Origin of the sequence: Paenibacillus cookii, assembly GCF_018333375.1 — a bacterium.
Taxonomy (GTDB): Bacteria; Bacillota; Bacilli; order Paenibacillales; family Paenibacillaceae; genus Paenibacillus_AQ; species Paenibacillus_AQ cookii.
Genome location: NZ_BORW01000039.1, coordinates 1 through 15,107 on the forward strand (window position 1 = coordinate 1; position 15,107 = coordinate 15,107).

Annotated in this window: 14 protein-coding genes, 1 rRNA gene and 1 other RNA gene; 1 reads left to right on the forward strand and 15 read right to left on the reverse strand. The window is 51.8% G+C overall.

Annotated features, from left to right (window positions below):
• The 15 genes from KI367_RS23310 to rpoE all read right to left on the reverse strand — a co-directional run.
• A 16S ribosomal RNA gene (locus KI367_RS23310) occupies positions 1-82 on the reverse strand; the annotation flags it as partial.
• A 333-nt stretch (positions 83-415) separates the two neighbouring features.
• Positions 416-682 carry a pro-sigmaK processing inhibitor BofA family protein gene (locus tag KI367_RS23315; protein WP_036714894.1) on the reverse strand — a complete coding sequence of 89 codons (267 nt, stop codon included), beginning with the start codon at positions 680-682 and terminating at the stop codon, positions 416-418.
• 65 nt (positions 683-747) lie between these two features.
• Complete coding sequence (locus KI367_RS23320) at positions 748-1,032, reverse strand: DUF2508 family protein (protein ID WP_036714892.1); 285 nt, start codon at positions 1,030-1,032, stop codon at positions 748-750.
• Positions 1,033-1,186: 154 nt separating this feature from the next.
• On the reverse strand, positions 1,187-1,783 hold the full coding sequence (gene recR / locus KI367_RS23325) for a recombination mediator RecR (protein WP_036714891.1): 597 nt from the start codon (positions 1,781-1,783) through the stop codon (positions 1,187-1,189).
• 28 nt (positions 1,784-1,811) lie between these two features.
• Entirely contained in the window at positions 1,812-2,123 is a 312-nt protein-coding gene (locus KI367_RS23330; protein ID WP_036714889.1) for a YbaB/EbfC family nucleoid-associated protein, read from the reverse strand.
• A gap of 54 nt (positions 2,124-2,177) precedes the next feature.
• Positions 2,178-3,920, reverse strand: a complete 1,743-nt coding sequence (gene dnaX, locus KI367_RS23335; RefSeq protein WP_212952356.1) for a DNA polymerase III subunit gamma/tau — start codon at positions 3,918-3,920, stop codon at positions 2,178-2,180.
• A 203-nt stretch (positions 3,921-4,123) separates the two neighbouring features.
• An RNA gene (ffs, locus tag KI367_RS23340) (signal recognition particle sRNA large type) lies at positions 4,124-4,391 on the reverse strand.
• 206 nt (positions 4,392-4,597) lie between these two features.
• A complete protein-coding gene (gene rpmE, locus KI367_RS23345; RefSeq protein WP_036714885.1) occupies positions 4,598-4,795 on the reverse strand; it encodes a 50S ribosomal protein L31 in 198 nt (65 codons plus the stop codon).
• Between the two features lie 110 nt (positions 4,796-4,905).
• The gene (locus KI367_RS23350) at positions 4,906-6,186 is read right to left on the reverse strand and encodes a radical SAM family protein (protein ID WP_212952357.1); all 1,281 of its coding nucleotides are present in this window, start codon (positions 6,184-6,186) and stop codon (positions 4,906-4,908) included.
• Positions 6,187-6,215: 29 nt separating this feature from the next.
• The gene (gene rho / locus KI367_RS23355) at positions 6,216-7,550 is read right to left on the reverse strand and encodes a transcription termination factor Rho (protein WP_036714884.1); all 1,335 of its coding nucleotides are present in this window, start codon (positions 7,548-7,550) and stop codon (positions 6,216-6,218) included.
• A 179-nt stretch (positions 7,551-7,729) separates the two neighbouring features.
• A complete protein-coding gene (gene murA / locus KI367_RS23360; RefSeq protein WP_036714882.1) occupies positions 7,730-8,983 on the reverse strand; it encodes a UDP-N-acetylglucosamine 1-carboxyvinyltransferase in 1,254 nt (417 codons plus the stop codon).
• 211 nt (positions 8,984-9,194) lie between these two features.
• Positions 9,195-10,049 (reverse strand): class II fructose-1,6-bisphosphate aldolase, encoded by an 855-nt coding sequence (gene fba, locus KI367_RS23365; protein ID WP_036714881.1) that lies wholly within the window; start codon positions 10,047-10,049, stop codon positions 9,195-9,197.
• Between the two features lie 176 nt (positions 10,050-10,225).
• A complete protein-coding gene (locus KI367_RS23370; RefSeq protein WP_212952358.1) occupies positions 10,226-10,609 on the reverse strand; it encodes a response regulator in 384 nt (127 codons plus the stop codon).
• A 178-nt stretch (positions 10,610-10,787) separates the two neighbouring features.
• Positions 10,788-12,392: a CTP synthase gene (gene pyrG / locus KI367_RS23375; RefSeq protein WP_036714880.1), complete on the reverse strand. Its 1,605-nt coding sequence runs from the start codon at positions 12,390-12,392 to the stop codon at positions 10,788-10,790.
• 386 nt (positions 12,393-12,778) lie between these two features.
• A complete protein-coding gene (gene rpoE, locus KI367_RS23380) occupies positions 12,779-13,336 on the reverse strand; it encodes a DNA-directed RNA polymerase subunit delta (RefSeq protein ID WP_212952359.1) in 558 nt (185 codons plus the stop codon).
• A gap of 522 nt (positions 13,337-13,858) precedes the next feature.
• Here rpoE and KI367_RS23385 point away from each other — a divergent pair.
• A complete protein-coding gene (locus KI367_RS23385) occupies positions 13,859-15,019 on the forward strand; it encodes a S8 family peptidase (protein ID WP_212952360.1) in 1,161 nt (386 codons plus the stop codon).
• Positions 15,020-15,107 lie beyond the last annotated feature (88 nt).

The window sequence follows — 15,107 nt, forward strand, 5'->3', positions numbered from 1 at the left end:
AGATCGCTAAGGTCCGCTCGACTTGCATGTATTAGGCACGCCGCCAGCGTTCGTCCTGAGCCAGGATCAAACTCTCCATGAAAGTTTGTGACTCATTTTGAATCTGACGAGAATTTAATTCTCATTTATGCTCGACCATCGATTCGGACACTTGTCATGAACCCGATGATCTCGCGTTTCGGTTTCGTTGCCAAAACCTCATATCTCACTCGTTGTTCAGTTTTCAAAGATCAAATTCTTTCGTTTTCGTCGCTATCTTCTATCTCAGCAGCAACTCTTATAATATATCATGCTGCCCATCATTTCGTCAAGTACTTTTTTTAAAAAGTTTTTTACCTTGCTTACCGTTCAGTAAGCTTGTACCTTTTTGAAAGGGGCGAGATATAATGTACCACAGAACATAGAGGTCCGTCAACTACCCCATCAAAGATATTTTTAAACCGAACAAAAGTGCCACTCCCGGCAGCCCCAAAACCATCACCGTTCCCACCGTAGTCGGATTCAACGGGATGTACACCTCCGGGATCAGACCCGAGTAATTCACCAGATACAAGCCCAGCGACGCGAGCACCAGATGCGTTCCGAACATTGTCAGCCACCCGAAGCCGATTTTTTTCCGGAACACGATCAACAGGAGCAGCAACAACGATACCGTCATTATTCCCATGACGACCAGCTTCATTCTTTTTCCCTCCTTGGTTTTACAGAAACGGCGATGCCAAATTCAGTGAATGGTTTTTACGCCTGCTATGCCTCTGCCTCCGCCCTTTGCTGTGCCGGAAGCTGAATGCGATTCAACCCCATCCGTTTAGCGGCCCTTAAATGCATCTGGTACTTGAGCTCCGCCGCTTCCAGCATGTAGATCGCGTAATCGATCTGTTCCTCGCCTTCCGCTTCTTCAAAAAAGAGCCTCGCCTGCTCCCACTCCCTCTGCGCCTTGCGCACATCCATAAACACCGCCAATTCTTCATCCTGCTTCTGCTTCAGCTGCCATGCAGGCACTTTCGGGTTTTTGTTCCGGAACCACGCCATCACCCAAGCCCCCAATCCATAAAAATGAATAGTGATCCAACCGCCTAACCGCTCTCCATTTTCATTCATACGGGACGAAGGACAAACTTAGAACCAAAAAAGGAAGCCCCGGCCCGGGACTTCCTTTAAACGTGCAGTTCCATTGAAACATCGATTACAATTGACGCCGGCCCTCCAGCGCCTTGGATAGGGTGACTTCGTCGGCGTATTCCAAATCCCCGCCCACCGGCAGGCCATGGGCAATTCGCGTAACGACAAGGTCAAAGGGACGAACGAGCCGCGATATGTACATTGCGGTCGCTTCGCCTTCAATATTCGGATTCGTCGCCAAAATAAGCTCCTTCACGCGTTCATCGCTGAGGCGCGTCAACAGCTCTTTCAGCCGGATGTCATCCGGGCCCACTCCCTCCATCGGCGAGATGGCGCCCTGCAAGACGTGATAATACCCGTTAAACTCTTTGGTCCGTTCCATGGCCACAAGGTCCTTCGGATCCTGCACCACGCAGATGACGGACGAATCCCGGGTCTTATCCTGGCAAATCCGGCAAGGGTCGGTGTCCGTAATGTTGCAGCAGACAGAGCAGTAGTGGAGATTGCGCTTCACACTGACGAGTGCCTTGGCAAAATCGATGACGTCGTCTTCCTTCATATTAAGCACGTGAAACGCCAGGCGGGCCGCAGTCTTCGGCCCGATGCCCGGCAATCGCGTGAATGCGTCGATCAGCTTGGCGATCGGTTCGGGATAATACAAAACGTTAGGCCTCTCCTTCTGCCTTCAATTAGAACAATCCAGGAATTTTCATGCCGCCGGTGAATTTGCTCATATCGGCGTTGGCGATATCGTCCGCTTTGGTCAATGCGTCGTTAACGGCTGTCAGCACAAGGTCCTGCAGCATTTCAACGTCGTCCGGATCAACGGCTTCCGGTTTGATGGTGATGGAAAGCACCTTTTTATGGCCGTTCACTTCCACCGTAACCACGCCGCCGCCGGAGCTGCCTTCAACCTTTTTCTCGGCAAGGGCTTCTTGGGCCTTCAGCATTTGCTCCTGCATTTTTTTAACCTGTTTCATCATTTGGTTCATATTATTCATACGTATCGTCTCCTCTTTAAAATGATTGGGGTATTGGCGCGCATCATGCGCGGGTTAATCTTTTATGATCACGAGATCTTCTCCAAACATCTGGAGCGCCTCATCAATCCATGGCTTTTCGTTCGGATCCTTGCCCTCATGCTCGTGTTCCAGCTTCAGTTCCTCTTTCTGCTGGGTGCCGGCGCCCTCAATGGCCGCAGCCCAATCCCTCTGCATCATCGTCACCAGATGGTAAGGCTTGCCGAGCTTGTCGTGGAGCACGCCTTCGATCACCTGCTTGTTCGCGGGCTTCTCCGTCGTTTCGCGGTGAATGTTGTTTTTAAAAGCCACCAACACCGCATCCTCCAACACGGATACCGGATCTCCGTCCATAAACCAGGCGTGGACGGTTACCTTCTCGTCCTTGACGCCCTGGAGGACCTGTCCCCATTGCCGCTGCACTTCCACAAATTCCGGGCTGCTCTTGCGGGCCAGGAACTGATCCAAATTGGCCGGGATTTTGGCCGCGGACGACATCCGCGGAGCAGGCTGGGACGCACGCGCAGGGGCCCCCGAAGCAGCGCCGGATGGCACGGAACCGCCCTGAATAAGCTTCTCCAGCTTCTTCTCCAGCGCAGCTACTTGGCGCTTCAGCTGGTTCACTTCGGATGAATCCGCGGGCGCTGCGGACGTCTGCCGGGCCTGCGGCTGATCGAATTCGGCCGCGCTTCCCTGCGGAATGCCGCAAAGCTTGAGCAGCGCCACCTCAAACAAGGTTTGCGGCTGCGAAGAATATTTCATCTCGCTTTGATAGCGGTTCAAGGTATCGATCATATGAAACAGCTGCTGCCTCGTAAAAGAAGCAGCCATTTCTTTATATTCCTCCGGATGAAGCACCCGGTCCGTCAGCTGGGTAACGTTCGGAATCATTTGGATCATGAGCAGGTCGCGGAAGTAGTACAGCAGGTTTTCCATGCATTTGTCGGCGCTTTTGCCTTCCTGCATGAATTCTTCCACGATCTGCAGCACTAGACCCGCATCGCCTTTTTGAATCGCGCCGGCAAGTCTGCCGAACTGTTCGGAGGCGATGCCGCCGGTCATGCTCAGCACTTGTTCATAGGATACATGACCGCCCGTAAAAGATGCAATCTGATCCAAAATGCTGAGCGCATCCCGCATGCCGCCATCGGATAAGCGGGCTATATACTGAAGGGCCTCGGTTTCGGCTTCCATTCCTTCTTCTTTGGCGATTTGCGCAAGCCGCTGCGTTTGTTCCTCCAGGGATACCCTGCGGAAATCGAAACGCTGACAGCGCGAAATGATGGTAGCCGGCAGCTTGTGGGGCTCCGTCGTCGCCAATATAAACATGACGTGCGGAGGCGGCTCCTCCAATGTCTTTAACAGCGCGTTAAACGCTTCTGTCGTCAGCATATGCACTTCGTCAATAATGTACACCTTTTGCCGAACTTCGGTCGGTGCATATTTTACTTTCTCGCGCAGATCACGGATTTCTTCGACGCCACGGTTCGAGGCGGCGTCAATTTCCTGTACGTCCATGACCGCCCCCGCCGTTATTCTCCGGCAGGATTCGCATTCGTTGCACGGCTCCGGGGCCGGACCGCGTTCGCAGTTGACTGCTTTGGCAAGCACCTTGGCGGTCGTGGTCTTACCGGTTCCGCGCGGACCGCTGAACAGGTAAGCATGGGAAACCCGCTGCTCGCGGATGGCGTTCTGCAGCGTCTGAATAATATGCTGTTGTCCAACCATGTCCTGAAACGACTGCGGCCTCCAGGCACGGTAGAGCGCTATATGTTTCACTTGCTATACCCTCTTTCAACTTCCACTTGCGTGCATGTTCGTCGCTTCATCATTATACTATAATCCGGCGCCATACAAAACGTCTAACCGATTTTGATGAATTCGCTTTTTTTGACATTGAGCCCAGAATTGTGATAAAAGAACCCAAACAAAAAAGCATCCTTGCAAATGCAAAGATGCTTACCGGTTCACGATATGTAATACCGTGCACCTGTTATTGATTATTGTGATCCAAGCGGCTCCCCTGAGCAACGACTCGGGCTAGGCCACCCTCCGGCACAAGAGCGGGCTTGCTTATGGCTGCTTCCTTCCGGACCTGACCAGGTTCACAAGTGCTCATTGCGGAGGACCCAACCGTCAACATCGCACGCAGGGACCAAACCTCACATCAACAAAACCTCTAACAGGAATTCAACCTCGCTACAGCGGATTGCGAGTTACAGGGCACCGCTACCTCCCCGTCTAGCACGGCAAGGATTAGTATAGTTCATTTCAGGGCAAAGTGCAACCCGCAGCAAAAGTTGGCACAAAACAACCGTCGAAAATTCATTGGACGCAGCTAATCGGCACGCTTCAAAAATACTGCCGCGGTCATGATCTACTCCGTTCGAAGCGCCGATTCGCAATAGAAAAAATCCCTCGCCCGCGGTGCGGACAAGGGATTGGTTGTATGCGTATTAGATACCGTATTTCTTTTTAAATCTATCAACACGGCCGCCGGCATCCACGAATTTCTGTTTGCCTGTAAAGAACGGATGGCAGTTGGAGCAAATCTCAACGCGCAGATCCTCTTTAACGGAACCCGTTTCGAACGTATTGCCGCAAGCACATGTTACGGTCGTTACGTGGTATTTTGGTTGAACCTCTTGTTTCATGTCTTTCACCTCTTTTTGCCCTGAGTCTCATGCGTACACAGAGTTATAATGACACAATACTTATATTATAACAGGGACAAACGCAATAATCAACGAAATGTTAGAATCTGTTAGTCCCGCGCCAAAACTGGCTTTTTCGGCCTTCTCATGCCTTCGGGAGGCACATGGGTATACGAACCGATGACAACGTCAGGCAGCTCGGCCTGGAAAATCTCGATCATCTGTTTCATGCCGAGGATTTCCCCTTTGGCAGGCGGAATCAGCTCCAGGTAACTCTCCGGATCGATGTTCAAATTGCGCATTTGAATCAGCTTCAGCCCCGTGCGGCGGGCGAATTCGATCATGGCCTCGATTTCCTCCTCGCGATCGGTCACGCCCGGGAAGATAAGGTAGTTGATCGATGTGTACACGCCTTGGTCGGAAGCGTATTTCAACGATTTTTCCACATTCGCCAGCGTGTATTTGCGCGGTTTGTAATATGCGTTGTAATGATCGTCCAGCGCGCTGATCGTGCTGACCCGCATCAGGTCGAGTCCTGCATCGACGATGCCGCGGATAAAATCCGTCAAACCCGCGTTCGTATTGATATTGATATACCCCATATCGGTGATGGAGCGGACCTCGCGGATCGCCTCGATAATGATCTTTGCCTGGGTGGACGGCTCGCCTTCGCAGCCCTGCCCGAAGCTGATAATCGATTCCGGCGTCTTCAGGTGCTCCAGCATGATCTGGACGAGCTCCTCTACCTTCGGTTTGAAGTTCATGCGCGTCTGCGGAGCCACAAAACCGCTGTCGTCCGGCTGTTCGGAGATGCATCCGAAACAACCCGCGTTGCAGGAATAAGACACCGGAACGGCGCCTTCCCAGCGGTTCAAAAACGTATTGGAAGCGGTCAGGCATTCGTATCCCAGCGCGCAGTTGGACAAATGCTCGTACAGCCGGTTTTCCGGATATTTCTGTCTAAGGTTTTTAACGCCCAGCTTGAGCTCATCGAGATCGCAGTTCAGCGGATTCCACTTTTCCGGGTCGTCGGTGAGGCGCGCGGTCGTATAGAACCCCCCGTCCTTCCACACCACGGCGGAATATCCGAACAGCGGCAGCTTATAGTCTTTATCCGTCTTCACGTAGCCGGGCAGGCACAGCCGGGTATACCCTTGCGGCAGGAGAGCCCCTACGGCTTGGCCTCCCCCGGGCAGAGGCATCATTTCCCCGGTCTCCGGGTCCATGCCGATGGCCCGCGTATTCGGCAAGCCGACCAGCGTGGCTCCTTCCGGCAGCGGGATCAGCTCATCCTCCAAAATTTCCACGATCATGTCGCCGCTGCGGGCAAGCCCGTAAAGCGAAGGATGGTCGTATACATTGCCTTTCTCATCTGCATATACCAGGTACATGGTGTTCTCCTCTTTGTTCGTAAAAGTATTTATGTGAGCGGCACCGAAGCCGCAGCAGGTCTAGAGCTTCTCCGGTTTCCTCCGCCATGGCTGCTGCCCGAGCTTTTGCCGTTGCTCACGCCGCTGACGTCGAAGGATGCCAAAAATTCCGCATTCGTTTTACAGTCCCGGAGCTTTTTCAGGAATCCTTCCACAAAGTCGGCCGATTCATTCATGTTTTTGCGGATCGCCCAAATCGTATCCAGCTCTTCCTTCGTCAGCAGCACCTCTTCGCGGCGCGTGCCCGAACGGCGGATGTCGATCGCAGGGAAAATGCGGCGTTCCGCCAATTTGCGGTCGAGATGCAGCTCCATGTTGCCCGTTCCTTTAAATTCCTCGTAAATGATGTCGTCCATCCGCGAACCGGTATCGATCAGCGCCGTCGCCAAAATGGTCAGGCTGCCGCCTTCCTCCACGTTCCGCGCGGAACCGAAAAAGCGTTTGGGACGATGAAATGCCGCCGGATCGATACCGCCACTCAGCGTGCGTCCGGATGGCGGAATAACCAGGTTATAGGCACGCGCCAAGCGGGTAATGCTGTCCATCAAAATAACGACATCCTTCTTATGCTCCACCAGTCGCAGCGCACGCTCAAGCACAAGCTCCGCCACTTTGATATGGTTCTCCGGGAGTTCGTCGAACGTCGAAGCAACCACCTCACCTTTAACGGAACGCTGCATATCCGTCACTTCCTCGGGACGTTCATCGATGAGCAGTACAAACAGTTCGATTTCGGGATTGTTGGTCGAGATGCTGTTGGCAATTTCCTTTAAGAGGAGCGTTTTACCTGCTTTCGGAGGTGCGACGATCAAACCGCGCTGTCCCAAACCGACGGGAGCGAGCAAGTCCATAATCCGTGTAGACAAATGGTTAGGGGATGTTTCAAGCACGAGCTTCTTTTGCGGAAAAAGAGGTGTGAGTGCAGGGAAGTGAAGACGTTCCGCGGCTGTTTCCGGGTTTTCTCCATTGACTGCATTGACCTGCAGCAGGCCGAAGTAACGTTCATTTTCTTTAGGCGCCCGGCATTTCCCTGAGACCAGGTCTCCTGTTCTAAGATCGAATTTGCGGATCTGCGAGGCCGAAATGTAAATATCCTCGGTGCTCGGCAAATAGTTGATCGGTCTGAGGAACCCGTATCCTTCCGGGAGGATTTCCAGAACCCCTTCCATGAACATGAGTCCGCTGTGCTCTGCCTGTGCTCTCAAAATGGCAAAAATCAGCTCTTTTTTCTTCAGCTGGCCGTAATACGGGATCTGGTACTTCTTTGCAAGCTTGTACAGATCGGTCAGCTTCATTTCTTCCAAATCGGCAATTTGCAAATCCATGTAATAACCACCTATTCAATTTTATAAGTCCTGTCGTACGAAATATTGTTCTATCAGTCTATGAAAATCCTTATTAAGATAGCATTACCCAAATGGGAAGGAGATATGCAATTTTTTCGCAAAAACGTTATACCCTAATGGAATTCGCGAAAAACGCAAAATCCCCTTCCGTATGCCATTTATTCCTTTTCACGCCATACATCCGCACCTAACATCCGGAGATTGGTGACCAAATGGTCGTATCCCCGGTCGATGAACTCGACGCCCGTCACTTCGGTGACCCCTTCTTCGACCGTCAGGCCGGCGATCACCAGCGCCGCTCCGGCGCGCAGGTCCGTCGCCTTGACTTTGGCCGCGTTCAGACGGCTTCGCTCGATAATGGCCGAACGGCCCTCCACCCGGATCTTCGCGCCCATCCGGACGAGTTCCGGCACATGTTTGAACCGGTTGCTGTAGACGAAATCGCTCAGTACGCTTACACCTTCGGCCTGCGTCAGCAAGCTGGTCATCGGCGATTGTAAATCTGTAGCAAATCCTGGATAAATCAGTGCTTTCACGTCGACATGGCCATAGCTGGGCTGACCGATGACGCGGATGCTTTCATCCAGTTCCTCGATCCCGACCCCCATTTCGATCAGCTTGGCCGTCAGCGCTTCAAGGTGTTTGGGAATGATGTTGTCGATCAGCACATCCCCGCGCGTGGCGGCAGCCGCGATCATGTACGTGCCTGCCTGAATCCGGTCCGGGATGATGGAATGGCGGCAGCCGTGCAGTTCGGAGACGCCTTCGATGCGAATGGTTTCGGTTCCTGCGCCTTTGATAACGGCGCCCATGGAATTAAGAAGCGTTGCTACATCTATAATCTCAGGCTCTTTGGCCGCATTTTCGATAATTGTGGAGCCTTTGGCTTTGGCAGCCGCCAGCATAATGTTAATCGTCGCACCCACGCTGGATACGTCCAAATAAATTTTGGCGCCCTTCAATTCCTTTGCATGAAGGTGAATCGCCCCATGTTCATTGGTCACGGTTGCGCCCAATGCTTCAAATCCTTTGATATGCTGGTCGATCGGGCGGGGTTCGAAGTTGCATCCCCCGGGAAGACCGATGACCGCTTCTTTGAAACGGCCAAGCATGGCTCCCATCATGTAATAAGAAGCTCTTAACTTTTTGACGGGGCCGTTTGGCATAGGAATCGACTTGATATCGGAAGGGTCGATGACCATTTGGCTTTCCTTCCAGGTTACTTTTGCGCCCAGCTCCTCCAAAATCTCGGCATATACCGCCACGTCGCTCAGAAGAGGCAGATTGTCGAGCACGACTTCGGACTCGGCCAAAATCGCGGCAGGAATCAGGGCAATGGCGCTGTTTTTGGCTCCGCTAATCGTCACGGCGCCATGAAGTGGGCGTCCACCACTTATCATCAATTTTTCCATACGTTTTAGGTTCCCCCCACTTACTTCGCAGCAGCAAAATCGTTTGGTGTTCATTTTGGTTGATGAAATGGAAAAACACCGGCTAAGCGGTGTGCTCTCCATTTCAACCTATTCAATAGGACAGCCCCTGGCCAGGGGCTGTCCATCTTCATTTCAAACAACACGTAAGCTCTCTTGTGCGGCAAAGCACAGAAACAACGAAAAACGCAGGTTACGCTTTGTTGTTCGAGCCGAACTCGCGGATTTTACCGATGACGGTTGCTTTGATGGCGTCGCGTCCAGGCACGATGTACTTACGAGGATCGTATACGTCCGGTTTTGCGGCAAGCACTTCGCGAACGGCTTTCGTGAATTCGATTTGGTTTTCGGTGTTTACGTTGATTTTGGATGTGCCCAAAGAGATGGCTTTTTGGATGTCATGCGTAGGAATGCCGGTACCGCCATGAAGAACGAGCGGAATTTGCGTCGCATTTTTGATTTCTTCCATTTCTTTGAACCCGAGGTTCGGTTCGCCTTGGTAAGGGCCGTGTACGGAACCGAGCGCAGGCGCAAGGGTATCGATGCCTGTTTCTTTGACGATGCGGATGCAGTCTTCCAGCTTGGCATACATGATGCCGCCGATCACGTCGTCTTCTTGTCCGCCGACAGTGCCTACTTCGGCTTCAACGGAAACGCCTTTGGCATGCGCATATTCAACCACTTTTTTCGTCGTTTCGATGTTGTGGTCGATCGGGCTGTGGGAATCGTCGATCATAACGGACGTAAATCCGGCGTCGATCGCTTCTTTACATTTTTCGAAACTGGAACCATGGTCCAGGTGGATCGCTACGGGAACCGTAATTTTCAGGTCATGGATAAGGCCTTCCACCATTTTCACTACCGTATAGAAACCGCTCATATGACGGGCTGCACCTTCGGATACGCCGAGAATCACAGGAGATTTTTCTTCTTCGGCAGCGAGAAGGATCGCCTGGGTCCATTCAAGGTTGTTGATGTTGAATTGACCTACCGCGTATTTCCCTGCAAGCGCCTTGTTTAACATGTCAGTCATCGATACCAATGGCATGGTTTCAATCCTCCTAAAGTCATCGTTTTGTCTATGGGTTTAAAGCCGACTTCTCTTATTCGGGATTATTATACCACATCATGTTCCAAATGCTAAACAAGCATTTAAAAATAAGCTTTTCCCCTTGATAGGCGAAGGCAAAAAAAAGAATTCTGCCTAAGCAGAATCCTCTCCCGTCATCCGGATTGAACAGGGTTGTGTTTCAGCTGCATGTTCACCGCAACCCGCATTTCATCGATGTCAAACGGCTTTGTAAAATGCATCAAGGCTCCCAGCTCGGTCGCTTCCTTGATCATATCGAGCTCGCCGTAGGCGGTCATCATGATCACTTTGATGGCTGGGTTCATTTCCTTAATATGCTTCAAAATTTCGAGTCCGTCCATCCCCGGGATCTTCATATCGAGCAGGACCAAATCGGGCGCATCCTTTTCCACGATCTCTAACGCGATTTTACCGTTGGCCGCCTGATATGTCGTATAACCTTCGCTGCTGAACACTTCCATTAACAGGATGCGTATTCCGTTCTGGTCATCGACAATCAATACTTTCTTCTTATCCACTTCAGCAAACCTCCCAACATCAGCCTAACCCTGCCTATCCTTGAATTTTAACATTTATTGGTTAATCGTTGCGAAATATATCCAGTTAAGGTTATTCGCTCTCTAGTTACGAATTCCTTCCTCTACGCAAAAATGAAAAAAGGACCTGTAACAAAAGGTCCCTTTTTTCAAATACATATTAGATTGTTTTATGGTTAATCGACGCTTTGACGAATTCGCGGAAAAGCGGCTGCGGACGGTTTGGCCGGGACGTGAACTCCGGATGGAACTGTACGGCCAAAAACCATGGATGTTCCGGAAGCTCCACGATTTCGACCAGGCGGCCGTCCGGGGAGGTACCGGAAATGCGCAGGCCTGCTTTTTCGATCGCCTCGCGGTATTGGTTGTTGAACTCGTACCGGTGGCGGTGTCTTTCGTACACAAGCTCGTCATTGTAGCATTTCATCGCCAGCGAGCCTTCGGCCAGCTTGCACGGATACAAGCCAAGGCGCATCGTGCCGCCCAGGTCCTCGATATCCTTTTGCTCAGGCAGCAGGTCGATGACCGGATACGGGGTGGCCGGATTGATCTCGGAGCTGTTCGCGTCATCCATTCCGAGGATGGAACGGGCATATTCGATAACCGAAACCTGCATGCCGAGGCAGATGCCGAAGAACGGAATTTGCTTCTCGCGCGCATAACGGATGGCCGAAACCTTGCCTTCGATGCCGCGGTCGCCGAAACCGCCCGGCACGAGAATGCCGCCGATTCCGCCCAGCAGCTCGTCCACGTTCTGGTCGGTCACTTCCTCTGCGTTGACCCAGCGGATTTTCACGTCGGCGTTTGCCTCAAATCCGGCATGGGAGAGCGATTCGACCACGCTCAAATAAGCGTCGTGAAGAGCGACGTATTTGCCGACGATCGCGATTTCGACCGTTTTTTCCAGCTTGTTGATCCGGTCGACGAGGCTTTCCCATTCGGTCATGTCCGGTTTCGGCGTCGTCAGCTTCAAGTAGTTGACGACGATCTCGTCCAAACCTTCGTCGCGCAGATTCAATGGAACCTCGTACAGCGTGGACGCATCGCGGCATTCCACGACCGCGCTTTCGTCGATGTCGCAGAAGAGGGCGATTTTGGCCTTCATGTCGGCGGACAATTCATGCTCGGTGCGGCAAACGATCACGTTCGGCTGGATCCCGATGCTGCGAAGCTCCTTCACGCTGTGCTGCGTCGGTTTCGTTTTCACTTCGCCCGCCGCTTTAATGTAAGGAATCAGCGTCACATGGATGTACATCACGTTCTCGCGGCCGATTTCGCTTTTGATCTGACGGATGGCTTCCAGGAACGGCAAGCTTTCGATGTCGCCTACCGTACCGCCGATCTCCGTAATGACGACGTCCGAGCCGGCTTCGCGGCCCGCACGGAATACGCGCTCCTTGATTTCATTGGTGATATGCGGGATAACCTGAACGGTACCGCCCAAATATTCGCCGCGGCGTTCCTTGCTGATGACGGACGAATATACCTTGCCTGTGGTGACGTTGCTGTTCTTGGACAGGTTGATGTCAATAAATCGCTCATAATGCCCCAAATCGAGGTCCGTTTCGGCTCCGTCGTCGGTAACGAACACTTCGCCATGCTGATAAGGACTCATGGTGCCCGGATCCACGTTCAAATAAGGATCGAATTTCTGGATCGTAACCTTTAATCCTCTGTTTTTCAGCAGTCTGCCCAGAGAAGCCGCCGTAATCCCTTTACCCAGGGACGACACTACCCCGCCCGTCACAAAAATATACTTTGTCACTATAAAAACCCTCCTATTAAAGTTCCAGTAAATTCAGGCGACATATGATGTTTAGCGTAACCCTTTTTCATGAATTCCACCCGAAAAACGGCCGCGCCGGTGATATTGCTTTACCGTCCGCTTGAACAACAATGCGCCATTTGAAATCAAATGGCACAATGAGGTAATCCGGCATCTATATAGAGTGAACTTTTAACGAGCGAGTCCATTCTACAGAAGCAAAACAGCCTGAAATGCAGCCCGTTTTGCCCCAAAAAAACAAAAAAAGTGACACCCGTAGGACGGGGCACTTTTTATTATTTTACGCATATTTAAATCTCAATCATAAGCCCATGCAATAGTTTACTCGTTGCCTTGTCCTCTGTCAAGAGAGAATGGCAAACGGATTAATATTTATCGTCATCGTCGGAATCGTCGGCCAAATCCTCGTCCTCTTCGTCCAGATCTTCTTCTTCGTCCAGATCTTCGTCCTCGATGATGTCCTCGTCTTCGATTTCGTCTTCGGAATCGTCGTCGGAGTAAATATCGTCATGGTCCTCGTCGATGCGGTCGAAATCTTCTTCGGTGTCGTCCGGATTGAAGCTGTCGTCCTCATCGATGAATTCGTCGTCCTCATCCTCGTCGTCGTCATCGTTGATAATGCGCGGACGCTTCGAGCTCGAGATCGGATCCTCCGAGCGGTCGATCGGATACCAGCGTTTAAGTCCCCAAAGGTTGGTGCCGACGCACGCGAACCGGCCGTCGATATTGATTTCTGTATATAGCTGCGCAACGGTTTCTTTGATTTCTTCTTCCGTCAAGCCGCGAAGCTTGGCAACCTCTTTCATCAGGTCAAGGTAATAAAATGGCGTATTCGCCGCCTTCAACACCGCAAAGGCCAAATCCACCAATGGCATTTCCCTGATTTTTTCAGGGTCCATCTTTAATTGGAGTGAGTTACTCACTAACGGACACTTCCTCTCACGCAATGTTCAACTTATACGGATTTATTGGCGTTGTTCACCCGTATAACATCTGCTTTATAACAACATATCCATTATCAAAACTAAGTAAAACCTATTTATAAATAAATTGCAAGTTTTTATGCGGGAAACCCGGGGGCCTCTTTTCGGGAATGAAAAAGGCAGGGTTCCCCCTGCCCTTTGACTGTATCCGCCCGGACATGGCTTCCCCTGCCGGGAAATTTTGAAAGAGCCCTTGAAGTCTCTCCCATATATTTTATGTCCGCAGGTTGGTTTTGCCATTCGGGCGGGGCCTAATTCCACAAAAAAACGCATCAAGTAAATACTTACCTCAAAAAAGAGCACGGCACCGAAAAAGCTGTGCTCAACTCACCCCAAAAAGACATCGACCCATGAAAATTTATATCGAATCTTGTGCCGGAACAAGGGCAAGTTCCCACTCGCAGCAGCAGCCTCCCACATACAATGCAAAAGCAGGGTTCATTATGAGGGGGACTGCCCAATATGGACTACACCGGATTGATACAGATGCTGCTTGAAGACATGGAGAGTCCCGCACCGTCCGGAGCCAAACGGATCATCAGGTTCGTCGATCCCCGGCACTACGATCAATTTGAACAAACACTGCAGGAGTTAAAAGCCCTTCACCCCGATTGGCCAGACCTGCCAACATCCCGCACGCTTAAATCGGTTATGGCACCCCTGTCCGGCAGCGGAAGACATCTGGATCCTTTCAAAAACGACATTGTGATCGAGGAAGACAGCCTGGTCCAGGTGCATACGCTGGCAAGCAAAACCAGCCAAGGCCCCGGCATTCCTTATGGCGTCAAACAAATCCAGGCTCCAAAGGCCTGGTCAACCTCCACCGGGTACCGGATCAAAATCGGCGTGATCGACACCGGCGCGGATTACTACCATCCGGACCTTCGCGGGTCGCTCGCCAAAGGCATTAATCTGCTGAACAGGCATATGCTTCCGTTCGACGACAACGGGCACGGAACCCATATTGCCGGCACCATCGCGGCAGCCAACGGCACGGAAGGCATGATCGGCGTCGCGCCCCGGGCTACCATATATCCGGTCAAAGCTTTTGATCATAACGGCTCGGCCTACGTGTCCGATATCATCCAGGGCATCGACTGGTGCATCCGAAACCGCATGCATATCATCAATATGAGCTTCGGCATGAAAACGCGCAGCAAAGCATTGCTGGAGGTCGTTAATAAAGCCCACGCAGCCGGCATATCGATCGTCGCTTCTTCCGGCAATGACGGAAAACGGCGCAATATCGACTATCCCGCCAAATATCCGCAAACCATCTCTGTCGGGGCAACCGACCGCCATCGGCGGATCGCCAGCTTCAGCAACAGAGGCGAGTTCATTGATATTTATGCCCCGGGAGATAAAATCATTTCTTCCTGGACGCAAGGCAAATACCATGAGATGAGCGGTACGTCGATGGCCACGTCCCATGTGAGCGGGGCAATCGCGCTTTTGCTTGCGCAAAATCCCGATCTTCAGCCGGATGAAATCAAAGAGCTGCTGCAGCTGACGGCCACCCCGTTAAAAACCCGAAAAGGGCAGCGCCGTCCTGCCGGAGGGGCAGAGGTCAACGCGCTGAAGCTGCTGCGGGAAGGCATGAAAAGAAAAAAACCCAAATCATAAAACGAAAAAACGAAAATAAACGCGCAGCCATTTTTATTGATGCGAAAAGAAGGCTGTCCTTGGGCCCATTAACCGGGCCCAAGGACAG